The organism is Massilia sp. Masssp94 (assembly GCF_059491305.1).
Window position 1 is genome coordinate 3,642,523 of sequence record NZ_CP168501.1, and the last position, 19,819, is coordinate 3,662,341.

Sequence of the window (19,819 nt, forward strand, 5' to 3'; positions counted from 1 at the left end):
TCATAGCTTTCCAATGTGTTAAAAATATTGCTAATATAAATTGCAACACTTTGGGCGTACATTGAATTGATAGATGGTCCTAAGCTATTGATAACATTGGCTTTGTTTTAGAAGAGCAATTTGTAAACATTGAATACTGGTATTTTGTACAGTTATTTCAACAAGCGAGTTTTTCATGTATCGTGGGAAACAATATTGAGCTTTGCAGTATTTTTCTTTATCAGTCCCAAGCTGGGAGACGTGCAGTGAAATCCGGAATTTTTGGTGCGCAATCGGTTATTGAACACCCTCTGTCTTTTGGCAATGCGAGAGGATACTTGGTCGGCTTTGATTTAAACGACGCAGGTGAGAGCTCATATCGGTGGAGCGCATTAATGAAATGTTTGCTCGCCGCAATTCATGAGTTTGCGTTTGGATTTCACGAGGGAACCTCTACTCAAAATACCGAAACCGCATTGAAGGTCGTTGACGCTGCGCGTTCAATCTACAAGATATCCCACTTCGACAGAGTTAGAGAAATTTATGAGAAAGGTGATCATATTGCAGATGATCTTGAAGATAAATTTTTACGTCGTGGAGAATTCGGAGAATTAATTCTTCATTTACTTCTCAGAGAGTTTTTCAACACAATTCCATTGTTGTCAAAAATTTATTTTAAAGATTCGCTTGGTCATGCAGTACATGGCTTCGATTGTGTGCATATCGACCCGGCGAACAAGACCTTGTGGCTAGGAGAATCGAAACTCTATCTCGATCCCAAAAAGGCACTGAAAGAATTAATTACCGATGTTCAGAGCCATTTTCGTGCAGATTATATGGAGGCCGAGTTTTCGCTTATTGCGAAGAAAATCAGACTCTTCGACAACATTCCGTTAATTGACGAATGGAAAAATATTTTTGCTTCTACAACGAAACTAAAGGATAAGTTCGAAAAAATTAATATCCCGCTGCTTTGCACATACTCCTGTGACCTATTCGAAAAACACAATGATGAAACAAGTCCAGAATTCAAGGTTGAGTATGAGAAAAAATTAGTTGAGCTGAAAGCATATTTTGATAATGCCTTTAGTCATCCCTTTGCCGATAGGCTGAACATTGTCGTACTTCTCTTTCCCGTGCCATCAAAGGTCGAATTGGTTAAACGCTTGCACCGTAAGTTAAGTCTTCTGCAAGAAGTTGGGGACTGATATGTTAGACAGAATTTTATCTATCGAAATTTCGAATTCTTTTGATTATTCTTCAACTTTCGAGATTTATCGGGAATGCGCAAATAAGTTTGTGACGCACGAGGCCGAAGGAGTTGAGCTTTTAGTAAATATCCTCCAAGCTAGACACAAATTCGATGAAAAGCTCGATCCGATGCTAGCTGATTTGATTGAGGCGGTGGGTTTTTATCCATATTTGCGTAAGGAAAACTTGGAGTTGCAGTCGACCAGTGCGTTAGTACGCATGAGCTCAAATCATTCACATCACGTCAGTGATCGGGTTTTTCACGATGAACAAAAGCTCGTTTTTGATATTCTGAATGCCGGTAAGAACCTTGTGGTAAGTGCCCCGACCAGCTTCGGAAAAAGTTTGCTCATTGAGGAAATGGTCGCAAGCAAAAACTTTAAGAATATTGTTATTATCCAGCCTACACTAGCCTTGCTGGACGAAACACGGAAGAAATTAGGAAAGTACCGCGATTCATACAAATTAATTCTACGGACATCACAAGAGCCCGATCAAAATCGCGGCAACATATTCTTGCTTACGGCGGAGCGGGTCAATGAATATCGAGATTTCCCCAAAATCGATTTTCTAATCGTTGATGAATTCTACAAGATAAGCGCGAAAAGAGATGATGAGCGAGCTGATGCTCTCAATAACGCTGTGTTGTACCTACTCAAGACCTTTGAGCCGCAATTTTATCTCGCCGGTCCTAATGTTGATAAGGTTTCGCAAGAATTTCTTGAAAGGTATAACGCCGAATTTTTTCTTGCTAGTTATACGTTGGTCGGGACCAAGATTGAAAATGTTTACGAGAGGCATCCGAACAAATTTGGCGACCTTGGGAAAAAGAAAACGTACAAAGAAAATGTATTGTTTGAACTTCTCGATGATTTATCCGAGGAACAGACTCTTGTTTATTGCGCTTCACCAAGCCGCGCACGATCGCTGGCTCGATCTTATCTCGTGCACCTTAAAGGTAGGGGTCTAAAGGCGCGCAATAACAAGTTGCCTATTTATGACTGGATATCCGAGAACGTTTCACCGCTATGGAGCCTTATTGAACTAATTGAGTATGGTATTGGTTTCCATGACGGTGCTTTGCAGCGGCATATCACTACTACGATAATTGACTACTTTGACGTTTGTCGTATAAGCGTGTTGTTTTGCACTTCGACAATTATTGAGGGAGTAAACACAAACGCAAAAAATATAGTTTATTTTGATCAGCGTAAAGGAAAAGAATTACCCATCGACTATTTCGACTATGCAAATATTCGCGGACGTGCCGGAAGGTTAATGGAGCATTATATTGGTCGAGTTTTTAACTTCGGAGCACCACCTGAAAAAGATATAATTTATATCGACGTGCCATTTGTTGATCAGGCACCAATTTCCGATGAGGTTTTGATTAATCTCGAGAATAACGAAATTAAGGATGACTCTACAGAGCAGTACAAATACATCAGCCAATTTAGTAGTTCTGAGCGAGAATTATTTGCCGCAAATGCAATATGTGTTCGCGGTCAAGTAGACTTGTTGCAAAGCGTTCGTGAAAATATTCGTGCCAATCGAGAGCTTCTATGTTGGGATGGTACGCCAACATATGAGCAACTTGAATATACGCTTGGCCTCGCTTGGGACTGTTTGCTACAGGATGTGGAATCAGTCAAGCCTATGACCAAAAAATGGATTATCAAACTTACTTTTGACTACGGGCTCAATAAAAGCATTAATGCGATTGTGAAAGATCGATTCGATTATGCTAGAAGGGATCCAAAAAAGGCGAAGAAAAGTGATGCTATACTTATGGATGACGCTATCCGGGATTCATTTCAAATAATGAGGCACTGGTTTCAATATAAAATTCCGAAGTGGTTATTGGTTGTTGACAGAATACAGCGCTTTGTTTGCGCCGAGATAGGCCAAAGGCCAGGAAATTATGTTTACTACGCCACGCTATTAGAAAATGATTTTATTAGAGAAAATTTATCGATTTTATCTGAATTTGGCATACCTCGTTCTGCTATCGTTAAATTAGAAAAGTATATTAGGCCCGACCTAAGTCAAGATGAGGTTATCTCATCCATCTCTGCACGCCGCCTATATCGAGCTCCGCAGCTCACGGACTATGAGCGTGAGAAAATCGAGTTAGCTATTGTTAAGTAAATGAATCATCTAAAAGGTTGTTGCGAGCATGGTGTGCTTAAATTCATTTGCTTCATGAATTTCTAAATATGCGGCGATGACATCGCCGTGAGATACAAGTCGTTTGCAATGACACCTAACATGTTCGTGATATGGTTGAGTGGCATCTGTCAAAGTAACAGCAGTGGTTGTAAGTGTGGCTTATGAATGGATTAGCACGCGGAACAGAGAAATGGTAGAGATTGATCGCGCTAAATTGTATTGGCTTGTTAGCGCAAGATGATAGACTACTTGTTTAATGATTTACTCCAGGTAATCAAGAATTTCGTATAATCGTCAACATATCGTTTGAGTGAGAAAATATGGCGCAAGTAAAACCGGGTCAGCCATTTGGTCTCGATCCTGAAATTATAAAAAAAATCGATTGGGATTTGGCGTTGCAACGTGTTCGTCACGATCTTCGTTCAGATTTTTTTTACGCTCCTCATCTTAGCTTTATATATGCTAAAGCAGGCGATGAAATTATTCGCCAAGTTAAAAAAGATTTGGAAGACGGAAAATTTAATCCTGGCGTTCCTATGACAATAGAGGTCCCTAAAACTTATCGTATGCCGGTTGGCGTTGGGGCAAAGCGTCTTGGGCCAAATTATTCTCGCCCCGGCAGCATACTTATGCCTAAAGATCGGCTTCTTTATCAGGCGCTGGCTGATGAGGCAGCTCCGATAATCGAGAGCGAAACCGACCATGAACGGTCTTTTAGTCATAAGCCAGCAAAGCCTGCAAGCGGAAATATGTTTGTCGCTACGCGAACTTCATGGAACGCTTTACAAAAGGCAAATGCAAAATTTGCACAGGAGAAGTCAGTAAAATATGTAGTGCGTATTGATATTGCCAATTTCTTTGGTTCTCTAAATCAACATACTTTGGTAAACGTACTTGCTGACGCAGGGTATCCTTCTGCGCTTTCCTCAAGATTGGAAAATCTACTGGCTGGATATGCGGGAGAGCGTAGTTCCCGAGGAATTCTTCAGGGCATGTATCCATCAGATTTACTAGGTAATTTTTATCTTGCGCCTATTGATCAGTTCTTGAAAGAGAAGAAGATAATTTCTACCCGATACGTTGACGATATGTATATATTCATCGACAGTGTAGACTCCGCAGATAGTTTAATGCAGGAACTTATACCGGAGTTAAGAAGTTATGATCTTGGCTTAAATGAGGCAAAGTGCAAGATCTTGCCAGCGAGTGCACTTATTACAGAAGAACCTGATCTTGAGGCTTTGTTCGAGGCTGCTGTTGCGGAAGTCTCTGAGCAGCTGTCCGATGAGGATTTTGACGTCGATTATGGATTTCAGGCGGAATGGGAAGATTCCGATGATGAAGATTCAGAAGTTGACGAGGAGATTGATCTTGAATTGGCGGCGACACGAATCCTCTTTGAATCTATTCCTCAGTATCCGGGTTATGAAGAAAATATTGAAAGATTTTGTCTTCCTTTATTTGCAATGTCAGACTCGGACCATGCAGTCTCACATGTAATTGATGCATTTAGAAAGCGTGCTTCAATGTCGCAAATATACTCTGCCTATCTTGCTGAGTTTATTGATAACGAAGAGGTTGCAGAGTTTATGGTGAAATCTTTAGAAGATGCATCTCTAATGGACTGGCAAAAGGTCTGGATTATTGCAGCACTTATGCAAAGAGGAGATGGGCTATCGGATGCCGTCAAAGCTTCGTTAGATCTTCTGCGCGATGCGACGCGTCACGAAGCACTTCGTGCTGTAGCTGCCGTATACGTTGGTCGCTATGGAGATCATTCACGGCGGAAGACGCTTAGAACTCTTTACAACTCAGTGTCCCCTTACATACAGTGCGCTATATATTACTCGTCTCGAAATTGGCAGGGGGCAGAGAGGTCTACAGCCAAAGCAAGTTGGGGGACGCATAACCCGCTAAATCAACTTCTGACCATTGCGATGGAGAATAAGCCAAAGAAAGTATAGGTTCAATGCTGATGCGTAATTTACAGGAGAGCATTTTTGCTTTATAAGCTGCTAATGGATGCCGATTCGCCTACGGCATCCAATTCGCAATTTATTTTACGTGACCAATAAGAGATCAGTTGGGGCAAATTTCGACATTGTACATTTCACTACCCTATGGGAGGAATGCAAAGCGCGCTGGCCGGAGCGCGCCCGAAGACTGTGAACGCTTCATTGTGAAAAAAGATTGACCCTTTTGTTGAAGGTTTTCTTGCGGGCCGTTTTACAACGGCCTTTCAGGCGTTTGAATTCTTACTGATCGCAAGTGATCGCTATATTTTGTCGCTAAACTGGAGGCACGAACAGAGATTCCGAGCTCGATCAACAAATTGGCAGTGATCTCCCAGAGATGCTCGTTTCCTCCAGGCAGACGAGTAAACTCCCCGAGCGGCACACCATACACTGCAAGTGCAAAATCTGTGAAGCCCTTACCGTCATCGTAGGCGTAGTCGAGTTCCATTTGATTGTTGTAACCTAAGTCAATCGACCCGAACACTGGGAAACTGCAGAGACCTCCATCAATCCTTGGCAAGCTTATAGCCGCGTCGATAACCTTTCCGTCTACCTCGACCCACGAATGGTCTAAATAAGGACCGTTGGGCACCTTCACTTGGCCTACGCAGAGTTCGGAAGCTTGCCCAAGCTCGGCAAGCATTATGTACATGATAGCGGAAGTATCATGACAAGCGCCTAGATAAGGCTTCTCCCAAACATCCCTTAGCACCACCTCGAAAACACGGTAAGCAAGCCCGTCTTTTCCGCACTCGTTGCGATGAGTAAATGCACTTGCTAACCAAAGGTGCAGCTGAGATTGTCCCCAGGAAAGTACACCGTCAAGATTATCTTCAGTAAGTGTCATGAATGGTCAGATCGTAATGAACAGGGGGAGTAGTGTAACCCAAGGAAAAACACTGGTGGTAACGCCGTTTGGCCTTCAAAAGAGCACTAAGGGTACAGACGTTGAAGAGCTGAGCGCAGGTCGTCAGAATTGATTAATCGCCAACAAAGTCAGTTGCTTGCTCATCTATATGCCCTCAGCCATAGTGCTTTTTCAGGGGTTGCTTGCTTTTTAGGCCATCTCGACCGACGCACGACAAATTGATGACATTCATGCACGCACCATATCACTAGCTGTTAAACAAGAGTCCAATCATTCGAGGTGGCAACATACGGAGAAATGTTTATAAAAAACCATTGTTGTAATGGATATTCGATGGATTGGTGTCAAATTAACCAAAACATCATGGTTGGCGCGCTTAGTAAAATCTAGTTCATGAATCCATCAGGCCGCAGTCCGGACATACGTAAACGCTGTTTTGCACCGGTGAATAATAAGCGGACGCGCTTGCTGATATCGGGAACCTTGCCGGGCGATAAGTCGCTGACTGTCCAGGAATACTATGGAAACCGCGAGAACAAGTTCTGGGACATGGTGGGCACGGTCATCGGTGCCGACTTGCGCGGCATGGCTTACGACGCTCGCCTGGCTACCTTGCTGTCGCATGGAATCGGCTTGTGGGACATCGTAACTGAAGCTCACCGGCAAGGGAGCCTGGATAGCAATATCAAAGAACGTAACGACAACGATTTGCTGGGATTACTTAAGCGTTATCCCGGCATCAAGGCATTGGAATTCAGCGGCGGAACAGCTGGGGAATTAGGCATGAAGGTGCTGGGTGCGAGAGCATCAGCTTACCAAGTCGTAAAGCTACCTTCGAGTAGCCCGGCATATACGTTGTCATATGTAGAAAAGGCAATGCGGTGGCAGGCCATGCAGTCAATCGTGGCCGACACGTAGTTGGTCGTCAAGCTGCGCTAATTTATACAGACCGGCGGGGATGTACACAGTGAAATTGTAACGATTAGTGGTTACAATTTTATGCTCGATTATCTGTGTGTGATATTTTGCGTATCTTTCTCACTGGTAAGAATGCTATCCTTCAGCAATTGGCTGAGTTCTGCCAGTAGTTGTGAATTTAAAAGAGGAATTTTAATGGATCAGGAAGCTATCGGACGGAGGGCTCAAGACGTGCAGTCTGGCCTTCGAGACGTGTCAGATTTGCGCGTGTCAGCCACCATACCGATCACGCGACAGATCGGCATGGCTGCTCAACTCGCTGTTCACATCCGTGGTCTGGACTCCATCGAGAACATCGTCGGATTCCACGGCTTTTGCAGCAATCTCGGAATCTCGTCTGATTCGCTGCCTACTGTGCTGGGCACACTGGAGCAGATTGGTTGGATACGCGTTGTTCCAAATATCTATGCGCCGACCCGAATTGAGGAGACCATCCCGTATTTTCAGGAAGTCTACGGCGCGCTTGGCGAGCAGTGGTCATTGCGCAGACCCGGTGAACTAGAGCAAGCGACGATGGCCATTATCGATCGCCTCACCGTAGCGCCGGTGCCGCTCGAAACATTGGCGTCCGAACTGGGTCTGAAGGCGGCTGAAATCCAAACGGTCGTGGACATCGGCGACCTCGGCGGCTACCTGCGCCAGTACGACTCGCCCAAGGACCGGGTGCCGATTCTGTACGCGCCTCTATTCACCGAAGAGAACCCGGAGACTCTGCTTAATTTTATTGCAAAAAACCCAGGCACGCACCATGAGATCGAGGCAGTCTTTCGAGCGGCAAAGTCACATCCTGGTGCGCCGATCAGCACGCTGGAACAAACCAATCCCTTGGTTCTCGAATTGGTCAACGAGAACATCTTGCGCGCACCTGCCATCGTCTCATCGGGTGGAGCGCAGTCGTTTGCATTCGCACCATTCAAGACGACCCATCCTCGTGCTATCTTGGAAAAGGCGCGGATTATCCTATCGTGCGTTCGCTATGGTGAAGGTTATTCTTCTATCACCAAAATTTCGGACCCGAGTGCGATCCTCAGAGGACTGAGAGACAGGAAGATGATCGGCCGCACACCCCATTCAAATATCCAATCTCAATATGCGGCTGCGGCAAACATGGGGGTGGGGTGGATTGAGCCTGAAAACGGGCGCTTCCGGTTCCGTCTCTATGACACCGAGGACAACTTGGCTGCGGTAGATCTAGCTATTGCCATGTGCTCGGGCCAGAGCGAGGATGTGTCGTCGTCACTGCTGCTTCCAGCTGAGGTGAAAGGATATTTCTCCAGTTCTGAGCCTGGCGGATTGCTCCTCCCCGAAGCAAACAGAAAGCGCGCTCGCGATGTGATTGCCACGCGCAAATTGGATCCCAAAACCAGCACCGCTGCCCGGCTCGGTCGCGCGCTGCTCGACGACTTGCGAGGAATTCATCGTGTCATCAAGTGATCAAGATCATTCCTATAAGTTGTTGGGCAAGCGCATGGCGTGGGCCTTGGGCTATATACCATTTCTCAATGTCCCCGTGACTCTTCCTGCGGATACAAATTCACGGGCCGGTACGGACTTAACTGATGCAGACGTGTTCGGTTTCCGTTTCAGTGCCAGCGGTGGAGTGTCGCGACTCTTGATCGATTGTAAGACTGCCAGCGGTCGCGCAGTTGATCGTGTGTTGTGGGTCAGGGGGTTACAGGATGTGCTTCACCTTGAGGAGCTCTATCTCTTCAAGAAGAAGATTCCTGAAAGTGCACGGTGGCTGGCGCGTGAACTAAACGTGAATTGCATCGACGATACCGAATTGCATGAGCTCGATGCTCGACTCGGATTAAGTCGCTTGAAGGGACCATATTTTGATGGAGTTGGTTACGACAGTATCGACACGCTGCTCACGTTTCCCAAGGGTAGCGAATACCGCGCTTTGGCGCAGTTTCTCACCACAACTCTTTGGACGCTGAAGCCTGCGCACAGGGTGTTAACCTTGTTGAACCTTGGGCAGCAAAATCATTTACACCGAAAGCTTCGGCCGGACGACCGGGCTCACGTTGGTCTTATCCTTCTTGCAACTCGCTCTCTTGCGATCAGTCTAGGTTTGCTGATAAGTGAGTTGAACGTGCTAGACGTGCTCAAAATCGAAGACCGGCTCCGTGAGGAGCTTCATGGAGGGGCAGAGTCTCTGGCGCAAAAAGTACGTTTTGCAGATGCCATCTACCGACTAACCGGTGAAGTAGATTCAGAACAAGCCATCGATCACAAGGGGTTCCCACTACTTCTTGAGGAGGTCAACCGACTTTTAATCAGGCGCTATGCCCTGAACGATGCCATTCGGATCACCGATTTGGCATTACATTACTTTGCTGCGGGTGCGGGATCCTTACCTCGCCATTTGAGCGGGAGTGACTCTAATCTCTCAGCGAAGATGGCATCTGACATGCTTGCTCTGTTCGTGAAGAGCAACTCGCTCGACACCAGCTTTTCTCGGGCTATCATCGGATTACTGGCGACTGCGCCAGAAGCCGCTGCTGATTCTGCTGATGAACGGCGCACGGAAAGCAAAGACATCGGAGGGCAGATTCCATTGCTAGCACCGCTGCCGCCGTTGGAAGGGAATTAACCTCGTGGCTGAACCCATGAGGAAATAATTCGAGCGCAGTAGGTCAATCATCAAGCGCCGATTTTCGATAATCGATCTTGGCTGATGGTACCGATATTCCAGTACGTTCAAGTTCATTTTTTAGCAGCATGGCCATGCGGAAGTCGAGACGGAAATATCACTTTTGAGTGAATTCATACAATAAGCGAAGAAGTGAATGATATCCGCGCAGGTGTCAAATTAACCAAAATATCAACCAGTTCTGGAAACTGGTCGGCACGCTGGTCGGCGAGGACCTCTATTCACTGCCTTATGCGGACCGCCTGCCGCGCCTCCTCGCGCATCGCTTCGGCCTGTGGGACGTATTGGCCGCGTGCGAGCGCGAAGGCAGTCTCGATTCCGCGATCCGCAGTCCGGCGGCCAATGACTTCGAACGCCTGCACCGGTTGTGTCCAGAGCTGGAAACGGTCGGGTTCAATGGGCAGACGTCGGGCGAGTTCGCGCCGCAGTTCGCGGCGCGGGGCTATCGGGCCGTCGTGCTGCCGTCATCGTCGCCGGCGCACATGGCGCTGACGTTCGAGCAGAAGCTGGCAAGCTGGAGGCGGTTGCTTGGCGATTAAACCCGTCAGCGAGAACCGCGCCTGCTCCAGTACTGGCCCGAATAATTGCCGCATGCTGCAAGGTGCACGCGGCCGCTGCCGTCGTTGACGATGTCCAGGCATTTGCCCAGGCCCGTGAACTGGTTCCACAAACGCACGCCCGGTCCTGGGCCGGTCTGGTCCATGTGCCACTGCTGGCCCGTCACGTTGGCGCAGGATGCCATGCGCACTTGGTCGTTGTTGCCGTCGTTGACCACGTCCAGGCACATGTCCGCGCCGGTAAAGCGCGTCCGCAGGCGCACGAAGCTGTTCTCGGCGTCGGGCGCAATCTCCCACATCTGGCCCGAATAGCGGCCGCAGCGCGCCATGCGCAACTGATCATGGTCGCCCGCGTTGACGATATCGAGGCAGTTGGTGCGCCCGGTAAAGTCGGTGTGCAGGGTCACGGTGGACGGGGTGGCGCTGGCGGCTTGGGAAACGGCAGCGAACAGGAGGGGGAGCAGTCGTCGCATTGTCTTCTCTTGAGTGAATAAATCGGTTGGCGCGGAGGGCGCTATGCCTCCGCCGCGACCAGCGCGGCCAGCACCTGCGCCTCGAATTCGCGTACCGGCAGCGGCCTGCCGAACAAATAGCCCTGGAAGGAATGGCATCCGTGCGCGACGAGAAAATCGCGTTGCGCGGCCGTCTCCACGCCTTCGGCGATCACGTCCAGACCCAGGCCCCGCCCCATGGCGATGATCGTCTGGGCCACCATCGCGTCGCGCTGGCTGGCCGGCAGCTCGTCGACGAACGACTTGTCGATCTTGAGCTGCGTGAGCGGCAGCTTGGTCAGGTAGTTGAGCGAGGAATTGCCGGTGCCGAAGTCGTCGAGCGAGATGCTGAAGCCGTTGACCCGGAGGACGTGCAGCTTGCGGATCGACGCGTCGAGGTCGCCGAACGCGAGGCTTTCCGTGACCTCGAGCTTCAGCTTGTCCACGGGCGCCCCCGTACGCCTGACTTCGGCCAGGATGTCGTCGACGAAGCTGGCGGATTCGAACTGGCGCGCACTGATGTTCACGGCAAGGGTCAGGCCACGCATGGCCTCGTGATGCGCCCATGCGGCGAGCTGACGGCAGGCCGTGGCGAGCACCCAGCGTCCGATCGGTTCGATCAGTCCGGTCTCCTCGGCCAGAGGAATGAACGCGGCGGGAGAAAGGGCGCCGCGTTCGGGGTGCGTCCAGCGCAGCAGCGCCTCGGCCCCGATCGGACGTCCGCAGGCATCGACCTGGACCTGGTAATGCAGCGTCAGCGCGTCGTCGCGGATGGCGTCGCGCAACGCTTTCTCGAGCCAGTTGCGGCCGTCGAGCTCGGCCTGCATCTCGTCCTCGAAGGCGCGCACCGTATTCCGTCCGCTCTGCTTGCTCTTGTACAGGGCCAGCTCGGCCTGGCACAGCAAGGCATCGGGGCTGTCCGCGCCGTCGCGAAACAACGTGACGCCCAGCGAGCCGGTGCAGGTCAGCCGGTGGCCGTCGAGCATCATCGGCTCGGCGATCGCCGTCCTGATGGCGTCGGCGGCGAGCAGGGCGCGGGCCGCCGCCGTATTCCGGTCCGTGCCGAGGCGTTCGGTCAGCAGCACGAAGCTGTCGCCGCTGAACCGGCCCAGCGTATCGTCGTCGCGCATGATCGAACGGATGCGGCGCGCCACTTCCACGAGCAGCCGGTCGCCCACGGCATGTCCAAGGGAGTCGTTCAGCTTCTGGAAGTGGTCGAGGTTCACCATCATGACGGCGCCGAACTCCCGGGCGCTGCCGGCACCGGCCATGGCCTGGGCCATGCGGTCTGCGAGCAGGAAGCGGTTCGGCAGGTCGGTCAGGTGATCGAACGACTTGAGGCGCTCGGCAAGGGCATGGGCCTGTTTTTCCGCCGTGATGTCCTGCAGGTTGCCGACATAATGGATCGTCCGGCCCTGCGCGTCCGGTACCGCCGTGATCGAGAGCCGCGCCGTGTACGGGCTGCCGTCGCGATGCCGGTTGATCACCTCGCCGGTCCAGTACCCGGTCGCCGTCAGCGTCGACCACATGGCGTGGTAAAAACCGTCCTCGTGCAATCCGGAGCGCAGGAGCCGCGGACTCTGGCCGATGGCTTCCAGGGCTGCGTAGCCGCTGATGCGGGTGAAAGCGGCGTTGACGCGCTCGATGTGTCCCTGGGCATCGGTGATCAGCATGCCATCCTGGCTTTCGAAGGCGACCGAGGCGACGCGCAGTTCGCGTTCGGCGCGGCGGCGTTCGGTGATGTCGCGCGCGACGGCAAGGACACCCGCGGTCTCGCCGTCGTCCGCCCGGATCGGCACCTTGATCACTTCCAGGTCGCGCAGGGTGCCGTCCGGCGCGGCGATCGCTTCCTCGTACCTGTGCGGCTGGCCCGTGCGCAGGACCTGCTCGTCGCTTTCCTTGCTGAACGCGGCGAACGCCTTGTCCGCGAACAGGTCGTCGTCGGTGCGCCCGATGATCCTGTCCTCCGGCAGGCCGAGCAGGGACTGGGCGCCGGCATTGCAGTGGACGTAGACGTTGTTCCTGTCTTTCAGCGCCATGGCATCGGGGCTGTTTTCGACCAGCGTGCGGAGCTGGGCTTGCTCGACCATGAGCGCGCGGGCGGTCCGCTGGATCTCGGCGGTGCGCGCATGGACGGCGCGGCGCAGGAACCGGATCCACAGCAGGGTGGCGGCCAGCGCCGAGAGCGCGCCGAGGATCACGAACGCGAGGATGCGCAGGTAGGGCCGGAACTGTATCGGCTGGTTGAACCACTTGTGCCGCAGCGCTTCGCGCTCCGCCGGCGTGATGCGCGCCATGCCTTGCTCGACGAGATCGAAGGTCGCCTTGTCGCCCTTGGCGACGGCCCAGCGAAACTGCCCCGAATACAACGTAAAGGTTTTGGCGAACTTCTTCTGGTCGCGGTAGAGATAGAGATAGTAGTTCGCCGGACTGTCGTCCATGCAAAAGATCTTGATGTCGCCGGCGCGGACGGCATCCAGGATGGCGACGTAGCCGGGGTAGGCGACCTGGTTCGTGATGCCTTGCCTGGCCAACTGTTCGGCGCAGGCATCGCCGCGCTGCACGCCGACCAGGAAGCCGTTCAGCGACTGGACGTCATGGATGCCTGAAATCGACGGATCGACATAGATGCCGACCGTCTGCGTGTCGTACGGCCGGGAGAAATCGTAGAACGCATCGCGCCCCGGCGTCCGGAAAATCATGTCGATCACGTCGGCCCGGCGGTCCTGCATCGTCTGGAGTGCGTTGCTCCACTGCATGGGCTGGAGGTCGACGTGGACGCCTGTCTTTTGTTCCCACAGGTGCCAGAGGTCGACGATATATCCCTCGGGGCGCCCGTTCGTGTCCAGGAAAAGATAAGGGGGATAGTTGTTGTCGGTAACGACGTGCAGGGGCCTGGCATCGGCGTGCAACGCGTATGCCAGCAGCGCGCAAACCAGCACGAGCTGGCGGCGCAAGACGCTTCCCGGCGAGATGGAAGCCATCAAGCCCATTGAGTTCCCTCCGCACGCTGTGCCTCGGCTGCGTGCCGGTGCCGGCCCTGGCAGCACGGCGGTTATCTGTCTTGTGTGGGTCGAGGCTTTATATGCTGACCTGTTTTTTTGATTAAAAGCTTAACATGGATATTGGGAAACTTTACAAGATTATGGCTTCGTGGCAACAAAAGCTGGAAGTGCCCTTTTTTTTCGCAGCAATGTCCCCATATCGGTCCCATCCCCATTCACGGCGCCACGACACACCCAGGCGCCGCTTTTTCCCGACCCCAGCAGGCAATGCGTGACCAGCGTCCCGAGGATGACGCTGCGATAGCTATTTCGCTATCCCGGGCGCATGCCAGACGAAGGGGCGGGATCACATTGAAAGGAAACCCATGAAAGAAGATCTGATCGAAATGAATGGCAAGGTTACCGAAGTGCTGCCGGAGATGCGTTTCCGCGTGGACCTCGAGAACGGTCACCAGCTGGTCGCGTACACGTCCGGCCGGATGAAGAAGAACCACATCCGCATCATCGCCGGCGACCGCGTCACGCTGGAGATGTCGCCGTATGACCTGAACAAGGGGCGCATCGTGTTCCGCCATCTCGAAACCCGCGGCACCCCCGCGCCGTCGGCCGCGCGCCAGCGCCGCCGTTGAGCGGCGGGCGATAGCAACACAACGGCCGCCGACGCGGCCGTATTTCGTTCTAGTAGATGCGGACGCTGTTCGCGCTCTGGCGTTTCAGGTGCGCCAGCTTGGCGGAGTACAGCTGGCGATTATCCGACTTCGTGCTCGTGTCGATCGCCAGCGCGAGCTGTTCGCGCGCTTCTTTTGCCTCGCCCAGCTGCAGCAGCGTCACCGCCAGCCAGAAGTGGAACTCGTCGTAGTAGGGCGCGCGTTTGATTTCGCGTTCGAACAGTTTGCGCGCGGCGTCGTAGTCGCCCGCCTTGAGCGCGACCATGCCCTTGTCGAAGTACTGGAACGGCGGGACCGGCTCGATGCTGGCCACGCGCCGCGCCATCTCGGCCGCTTCGGCCGTGCGGCCCGTCGCGGCCAGCAGGGGACCCAGGTTCTGCATCACGACGAGGCTTTCCGGTTCGCGTTCGAGGGCCGTGCGCAAGGCCCGTTCGGCCATGACGAGGTCGCCGTGGCGCTGGTAGATGACGCCCAGCGTGTTGTAGGCGATCGCGTTCGGCGGATTGGTCGCCACCGCGGCGCGTGCCCACCAGTAGGCGTCGTCGATCTTGCCCTGCACGAGCGACTCGGCGGCGCGGTTGTTGAGGTACAGCGCGACGATGTCTTCTTCTTCCAGCTGGCGCGTATGGAAGCGGCTCGCGTCCGGCGGCGGCAGGAAGTCGACGACCAGTTCGTGCTCCGACGTTTCGTCGTACAGCAGGCCGTTGCGCTTGCGGTGGCCGAGCGCGATGTTGACGTGCGACGCCACGAGATAGATGCCGCCGTCGCGGCTCCAGGTCTCGTCCGCGAGCACGCTGCGGAAGCGCACCGTCATGCCCAGTTCGCGCGCGAAGGCGGCCGTCATGACGACGAGCGACAGGCAGTTGCCGGCGCGCGCCTCGTACGTTTCGGCCGCCGTGCGGGTGCGGCTGGAATCGTACTCGAGCTTCAGGTCGGTCTTGCTGTACAGCGCGTCGATCAGGCCACGTTCCAGCCCCTTGTTGCGCAGATGCGCTTCGAAGGCGGGACTGTGCAGGTAGGCCTGCATGGCGGGGCTCAGCGTGAACAGGTTGTGTGCGCCGATGGTCTCGGACGGCGGCTTGAACGACGCGTCGGCGAACAGCGGCGGCGGGGCGGATAGTTGCGGTGTGCTGGCGCAGCCGCCCAGCAGCAGGGGTAATACGATCAGCAGGGACGCCAGGCGTTTCATGTCTCCTCCTCGGCCGGCGGTTCGTCGATTCTAGGTCTTGTGAATCAAGTATCTGCCCGTCCGGGGCGGAAGTAAAGACGCGCTACTGGTCGTCGTGGAAGGCTTCGTGCAGTTCGTCGAGCAGCTCGGCCGTTTCCTCGTCGGAGAGGCCCAGGTAGGCGAGCGCGCGCGCGCCGCCCTTGTTCCATTCGAGCGATTCGGCGTCGCCCTGGTATTTGCGGATCGCGCTTTCGGCCAGCAGCGACAGCGCGACGAGCGAACGCACCGTCGACGTCGTGTTGGCGTCGTCCAGCACCGCGTAATCGTGGTGGTGCAGGATGGACCACGCGACGTCTTCCGACAGGCCCCAGTTGCGCGCCAGCAGGGTGCCGATGGCCGTGTGGCTCGTGTTGTGGCGCTCTTCTTCCAGCGCCGTGAACGGACGGTCCGTCTCCAGCGACGCCGCGGCGTACGTGCCGGCGTAGTCGGGGAAGCGGTCCATCAGCAGCGGCACGCCGGTATCGCAGAACAGGCCGAACGTGTGCGCCACGTCGGCCTCGCCGATGCGCAGGCGGCGCGACAGGAACACCATCGCCTCGGCGCGGCGGCTCGACACTTCCCAGAAGCTGGCCAGCGCCGCGCTGTTGGCCGGGATCGCCCGGCGCGCGAGCAGGCCCGTCATCAGCGACGCGACCTGGTTAATGCCGAGGAACAGGATTGCCTGCTCGATCGACTTGGCCTTGCGCCGGCCCCCGAAGATGGATGAATTGGCAAGTTTCAGCAGCGCGCCCGACATGCCGACGTCGTTGGCGACGATGCGGCCGATGGCGGCCGGGCTCGGATCGGACGACGCGAGCTCCCGTTGCAGGTCGGCGAGCAGGCTGGGACGCGGCGGGATCCGGATCGACTTGATCAGGGCGTCGACGGGATCCTCGGCGAAGGCGCTTGGGCGCGCCAGGGCAGCTGCTGTACTCATGACGGGAAGGGAACAAAATGATGCTGCACGGAAATCCATGCGGAGTTTGTCACTATAAACCAGTGTCGTTGAAGTTGCAGCAAAGTATTGCTTTTGTGTAGCGAAACCGACAGTGCGACCTGTCAAATCTTAACAATATAGAATTGCTCCATGTCCTCAACCATCCTTGCCGACATTGATTTTCTAGCACCCTCGCATCTGGTGGCGCGCCAGCTGATCGGCGTCACGGTGCTCGTCGACGGCGTCGGCGGCCGCATCGTCGAGACGGAGGCCTATGACGGCGAAGATCCCGCCTCGCACAGCTATTCCGGCCCCACCGACCGCAACTTCGCGATGTTCGGCCCGCCGGCCCACGCCTATGTCTACCGCTCGTACGGCATCCACTGGTGCCTGAACTTCGTCTGCCGGGAAGAGGGGCATGGTGCCGGGGTGCTGATCCGCGCGCTCGAACCCGTGACGGGCATCGAGACGATGGTCGAGCGGCGCGGCACGCGCGACCACTGGCTGTTGTGTTCCGGGCCTGGCAAGCTGTGCCAGGCACTGGGCGTGACGCGCGACCTGAACGGCCGCTCGCTGGCCGCGGCGCCGTTCGAACTGGCGCCGGCACCCGCCGGCATCGACGTGGTCAGTGGGCCGCGCATCGGGATTTCGAAAGCCGTCGACGTGCCCTGGCGGTTCGGCCTGGCCGGGTCGCGCTGGGTCAGCAAGCCGTTCCGCTGAACGGTCAGCGGCCGTTGGCGGCCCGCCTCGGTCGTGGCGCTTCTTCCTCGTCCTGCGTCGCATGATGCGCGAGCGCGGGCCGGACGCGCATCGGACTGTCGGCGGCACGCCGTTCGATCGGGGCTGGTGCATCGTCCTGAGCATCCTCGATGCGGAAGATTGCCACGGCGCGTGCCAGGTTGACGGTCTGCTCGTGCAGGCTGGCCGCCGCCGCCGCGGCCTGTTCGACGAGCGCGGCGTTCTGCTGCGTCATGTCGTCCATCTGGCCGACGGCGAGATTGACTTCGGCGATGCCCTCGGCCTGCTCGCTGCTGGCGGCGCTGATGCGGTTGATGATGTCGTTCACCTGCTGCACCGACGCGACCACGCTGCCCATGCTCGAGCCCGCCTCGTTGACGGAAGCGCTGCCGTTGTCGATGATCGCCACCGAATCGGCGATCAGCGCCTTGATCTCCTTGGCGGCCGATGCGGAGCGCTGCGCGAGCGTGCGCACCTCGCTGGCCACGACGGCGAAGCCGCGTCCCTGTTCGCCGGCGCGCGCCGCTTCGACGGCGGCGTTCAGCGCGAGCAGATTGGTCTGGAACGAGATGCCGTCGATGACGCCGGTGATCTCGACGATCTTGCGCGAGCTGGCGCGGATCGACTCCATCGTGGCGACGGCGCGGTCGACGGCCTGGCCGCCGCCGGCCGCCAGCCGCGCCGCCTCGGCCGCGAGTTCCGTCGCCAGGCGCGCGTTGTCCGCATTGCCCTTGACGGCCTGGGTCAGCGTCTCCATCGCGCTCGCGGTCTGCTGCAGGGAACCGGCCTGCAGCTCGGTGCGGGTCGACAGGTCCAGGTTGCCGCTGGCGATTTCCTTCGATGCCGTGTCGATCGAGCGCACGGAATCGAGCACGCTGCGCAGCGTCGTGTTCAGGTTGGCGATGGTCTGGTCGAGCGCGCGCGCCGTATCGGCGATTTCGTCGCGGCCGTCGTTGTGGACGCTCGCGCACAGGCGGCCTTCGGCCAGTTCGCCCATGACGGCCGAGATGGTCCCGATGTCACGCAGCATGGCGCGGCGCACGAACATGGTGACGGCCAGCGACGCGGCGATCGACAGCAGCACCAGCATGGCCATCCACGTGCCCAGGTTGTGGAATTCCGTGCGCGCGGCCGCATAGGCCTGTTCGCTGAGCGTCTTTTCCAGCGCGGCCAGTTGGGCCAGCTGCTGGTTCAGCACCATGAATTCCTTTTCCGCCTTCTGCATCGAGTTGGTGGCGATCGACTGGTCGACCTGCGCCATCTCGATGGTCTCCTGCACCGCCTTGCGGTAGGCCGCCAGCGCGGCCAGCGACGCGTCGACGGGCTTGCGTTCCGCGCCGTCGGTCGTGCGCGCGAGTTCCTGCAACTGCGCCTGCACGGCGGCGTGGCGCTTGCCGATGTCGGCGATCAGCGCGTCGAGGCGGTTCTTGGCGAAGCTGCCGTTGATCCAGGCCAGCAGTTGATAAGCGTTGGCGTGGACGTACTTGGCGTCGCCGGCCACGTCGGCCACGTTTTTCAGGCGCGCCGCGCGGACCTGCACCATGTTTTCCAGCGACGCGTTCTGGCGCACCATCCCGTACCAGGCGGCACCGGACAGCATCAAGAGCAGCACCAGCACCATGCCGGGCGCCAGCAGCAGCTTCGGACCGATCCTCAGTTTTTTCAGCATGTTGCGCTCCCGCTTAAAAAAGAACGCGGGCATGCCGCCCGCTCGAACACCGAACGCGGCCATGCCGCCCGCGTGCACGTCCTATTGCTTCTTGTATAGCCCGGCCTCGAGCACGACGCCGTCGACAAGCAGGATGTACGTCGTCTTCGGCTCGATCTTGCCCGTGGTCGGATTCTTGTACTGGTAGTCGACCCAGCCCTTGCCCTTGGCGGCGGCCAGTTCGATGATCTCGCGGCGGTATTTCTTGCCGTTCGCATCGGGCACGTCCGTCAAATCCTTGCCGACGATCGACGGGTTGTACGGGTGAGCCAGCACGATGCCGGTCTTGACGTCGCGCATGTCGATGTACAGCGAGCCCTGGACGAATTCCGGGTCCTTGGCCGTGATGCGTTTCATGACTTCTTCCTTGCCCTTGGCCTTGACCATCGAGGCGCCACGCTCGGCCATGGCGATCGCATCTTTCTCGGTCGGTTCGGCCGCCAGCGCGCCGGCGCAGGACAGGGTCAGGGCGGTAGCGACTACGGTTGCGGTCAGCTTCATAGGATGTCCTTTCGGGAAGGGGAAAGAGATAGGTCTGAATGTTGCCTATTTGCATTTCGTACTCTACGCCGCGGCCCCAGCCGGGTTGTTG

At 55.5% G+C, this 19,819-nt stretch carries 16 protein-coding genes; 9 read left to right on the forward strand and 7 right to left on the reverse strand.

Annotated elements, in window-relative coordinates; genetic code table 11:
* Nucleotides 1-245: 245 nt before the first annotated feature.
* The 3 genes from ACEN9G_RS16160 to ACEN9G_RS16170 all read left to right on the forward strand — a co-directional run bounded on the left by ACEN9G_RS16160 (nucleotide 246) and on the right by ACEN9G_RS16170 (nucleotide 5,363).
* Complete coding sequence (locus ACEN9G_RS16160) at nucleotides 246-1,187, forward strand: HamA C-terminal domain-containing protein (RefSeq protein ID WP_413337807.1); 942 nt, start codon at nucleotides 246-248, stop codon at nucleotides 1,185-1,187.
* 1 nt (nucleotide 1,188) lies between these two features.
* Nucleotides 1,189-3,378 (forward strand): DEAD/DEAH box helicase, encoded by a 2,190-nt coding sequence (locus ACEN9G_RS16165; RefSeq protein WP_413337808.1) that lies wholly within the window; start codon nucleotides 1,189-1,191, stop codon nucleotides 3,376-3,378.
* 341 nt (nucleotides 3,379-3,719) lie between these two features.
* Nucleotides 3,720-5,363, forward strand: coding sequence for an RNA-directed DNA polymerase (locus ACEN9G_RS16170; RefSeq protein WP_413337809.1), 1,644 nt, complete (start codon nucleotides 3,720-3,722; stop codon nucleotides 5,361-5,363).
* Nucleotides 5,364-5,625: 262 nt separating this feature from the next.
* On the opposite strand, the gene ACEN9G_RS16175 is transcribed toward ACEN9G_RS16170, so the two are convergent.
* Nucleotides 5,626-6,261, reverse strand: a complete 636-nt coding sequence (locus ACEN9G_RS16175; protein ID WP_413337810.1) for a lasso peptide biosynthesis protein — start codon at nucleotides 6,259-6,261, stop codon at nucleotides 5,626-5,628.
* Nucleotides 6,262-6,675: 414 nt separating this feature from the next.
* Here ACEN9G_RS16175 and ACEN9G_RS16180 point away from each other — a divergent pair, with 414 nt between their 5' ends.
* From ACEN9G_RS16180 to ACEN9G_RS16195, 4 genes are all read left to right on the forward strand, one after another.
* Complete coding sequence (locus tag ACEN9G_RS16180; protein WP_413337811.1) at nucleotides 6,676-7,200, forward strand: DNA-deoxyinosine glycosylase; 525 nt, start codon at nucleotides 6,676-6,678, stop codon at nucleotides 7,198-7,200.
* Between the two features lie 195 nt (nucleotides 7,201-7,395).
* Nucleotides 7,396-8,694, forward strand: coding sequence for a hypothetical protein (locus ACEN9G_RS16185; protein WP_413337812.1), 1,299 nt, complete (start codon nucleotides 7,396-7,398; stop codon nucleotides 8,692-8,694).
* Nucleotides 8,681-9,856, forward strand: a complete 1,176-nt coding sequence (locus tag ACEN9G_RS16190) for a hypothetical protein (protein WP_413337813.1) — start codon at nucleotides 8,681-8,683, stop codon at nucleotides 9,854-9,856. The genes ACEN9G_RS16185 and ACEN9G_RS16190 overlap by 14 nt, the downstream gene beginning before the upstream one ends.
* A 218-nt stretch (nucleotides 9,857-10,074) precedes the next feature.
* A complete protein-coding gene (locus ACEN9G_RS16195; RefSeq protein WP_413337821.1) occupies nucleotides 10,075-10,455 on the forward strand; it encodes a DNA-deoxyinosine glycosylase in 381 nt (126 codons plus the stop codon).
* 5 nt (nucleotides 10,456-10,460) lie between these two features.
* Here the strand turns inward: ACEN9G_RS16195 and ACEN9G_RS16200 are convergent, their stop codons facing one another.
* Together ACEN9G_RS16200 and ACEN9G_RS16205 are read right to left on the reverse strand one after the other, a co-directional pair.
* A complete protein-coding gene (locus ACEN9G_RS16200; protein ID WP_413337814.1) occupies nucleotides 10,461-10,946 on the reverse strand; it encodes an RICIN domain-containing protein in 486 nt (161 codons plus the stop codon).
* A 41-nt stretch (nucleotides 10,947-10,987) separates the two neighbouring features.
* Entirely contained in the window at nucleotides 10,988-13,948 is a 2,961-nt protein-coding gene (locus tag ACEN9G_RS16205; protein ID WP_483127737.1) for an EAL domain-containing protein, read from the reverse strand.
* A gap of 386 nt (nucleotides 13,949-14,334) precedes the next feature.
* On the opposite strand from ACEN9G_RS16205, the gene infA reads away from it, so the two are divergent.
* The gene (gene infA / locus ACEN9G_RS16210) at nucleotides 14,335-14,598 is read left to right on the forward strand and encodes a translation initiation factor IF-1 (RefSeq protein WP_056124464.1); all 264 of its coding nucleotides are present in this window, start codon (nucleotides 14,335-14,337) and stop codon (nucleotides 14,596-14,598) included.
* 49 nt (nucleotides 14,599-14,647) lie between these two features.
* On the opposite strand, the gene ACEN9G_RS16215 is transcribed toward infA, so the two are convergent.
* Entirely contained in the window at nucleotides 14,648-15,826 is a 1,179-nt protein-coding gene (locus tag ACEN9G_RS16215; RefSeq protein WP_413337816.1) for a tetratricopeptide repeat protein, read from the reverse strand.
* A gap of 82 nt (nucleotides 15,827-15,908) precedes the next feature.
* Nucleotides 15,909-16,781, reverse strand: a complete 873-nt coding sequence (locus ACEN9G_RS16220) for an HDOD domain-containing protein (RefSeq protein ID WP_413337817.1) — start codon at nucleotides 16,779-16,781, stop codon at nucleotides 15,909-15,911.
* Between the two features lie 150 nt (nucleotides 16,782-16,931).
* On the opposite strand from ACEN9G_RS16220, the gene ACEN9G_RS16225 reads away from it, so the two are divergent.
* The gene (locus ACEN9G_RS16225; protein WP_413337818.1) at nucleotides 16,932-17,501 is read left to right on the forward strand and encodes a DNA-3-methyladenine glycosylase; all 570 of its coding nucleotides are present in this window, start codon (nucleotides 16,932-16,934) and stop codon (nucleotides 17,499-17,501) included.
* 4 nt (nucleotides 17,502-17,505) lie between these two features.
* Here ACEN9G_RS16225 and ACEN9G_RS16230 read toward each other — a convergent pair whose 3' ends face one another.
* Both ACEN9G_RS16230 and ACEN9G_RS16235 read right to left on the reverse strand, forming a co-directional pair.
* Nucleotides 17,506-19,188: a methyl-accepting chemotaxis protein gene (locus tag ACEN9G_RS16230; protein WP_483126760.1), complete on the reverse strand. Its 1,683-nt coding sequence runs from the start codon at nucleotides 19,186-19,188 to the stop codon at nucleotides 17,506-17,508.
* Nucleotides 19,189-19,269: 81 nt separating this feature from the next.
* Nucleotides 19,270-19,728 carry a cache domain-containing protein gene (locus tag ACEN9G_RS16235; RefSeq protein ID WP_413342364.1) on the reverse strand — a complete coding sequence of 153 codons (459 nt, stop codon included), beginning with the start codon at nucleotides 19,726-19,728 and terminating at the stop codon, nucleotides 19,270-19,272.
* Nucleotides 19,729-19,819 lie beyond the last annotated feature (91 nt).

What these genes read in the sequence shown, in the direction of transcription:
- ACEN9G_RS16165 (WP_413337808.1), top strand. Translation starts at nt 1,189, where the DNA reads ATGTTAGACAGAATTTTATCTATCGAAATTTCGAATTCTTTTGATTAT.
- ACEN9G_RS16170 (WP_413337809.1), top strand. Translation starts at nt 3,720, where the DNA reads ATGGCGCAAGTAAAACCGGGTCAGCCATTTGGTCTCGATCCTGAAATT.
- ACEN9G_RS16175 (WP_413337810.1), bottom strand. Translation starts at nt 6,261, where the DNA reads ATGACACTTACTGAAGATAATCTTGACGGTGTACTTTCCTGGGGACAA.
- ACEN9G_RS16180 (WP_413337811.1), top strand. Translation starts at nt 6,676, where the DNA reads ATGAATCCATCAGGCCGCAGTCCGGACATACGTAAACGCTGTTTTGCA.
- ACEN9G_RS16185 (WP_413337812.1), top strand. Translation starts at nt 7,396, where the DNA reads ATGGATCAGGAAGCTATCGGACGGAGGGCTCAAGACGTGCAGTCTGGC.
- ACEN9G_RS16200 (WP_413337814.1), bottom strand. Translation starts at nt 10,946, where the DNA reads ATGCGACGACTGCTCCCCCTCCTGTTCGCTGCCGTTTCCCAAGCCGCC.
- ACEN9G_RS16205 (WP_483127737.1), bottom strand. Translation starts at nt 13,948, where the DNA reads ATGGCTTCCATCTCGCCGGGAAGCGTCTTGCGCCGCCAGCTCGTGCTG.
- infA (WP_056124464.1), top strand. Translation starts at nt 14,335, where the DNA reads ATGAAAGAAGATCTGATCGAAATGAATGGCAAGGTTACCGAAGTGCTG.
- ACEN9G_RS16215 (WP_413337816.1), bottom strand. Translation starts at nt 15,826, where the DNA reads ATGAAACGCCTGGCGTCCCTGCTGATCGTATTACCCCTGCTGCTGGGC.
- ACEN9G_RS16220 (WP_413337817.1), bottom strand. Translation starts at nt 16,781, where the DNA reads ATGAGTACAGCAGCTGCCCTGGCGCGCCCAAGCGCCTTCGCCGAGGAT.
- ACEN9G_RS16225 (WP_413337818.1), top strand. Translation starts at nt 16,932, where the DNA reads ATGTCCTCAACCATCCTTGCCGACATTGATTTTCTAGCACCCTCGCAT.
- ACEN9G_RS16230 (WP_483126760.1), bottom strand. Translation starts at nt 19,188, where the DNA reads ATGCTGAAAAAACTGAGGATCGGTCCGAAGCTGCTGCTGGCGCCCGGC.
- ACEN9G_RS16235 (WP_413342364.1), bottom strand. Translation starts at nt 19,728, where the DNA reads ATGAAGCTGACCGCAACCGTAGTCGCTACCGCCCTGACCCTGTCCTGC.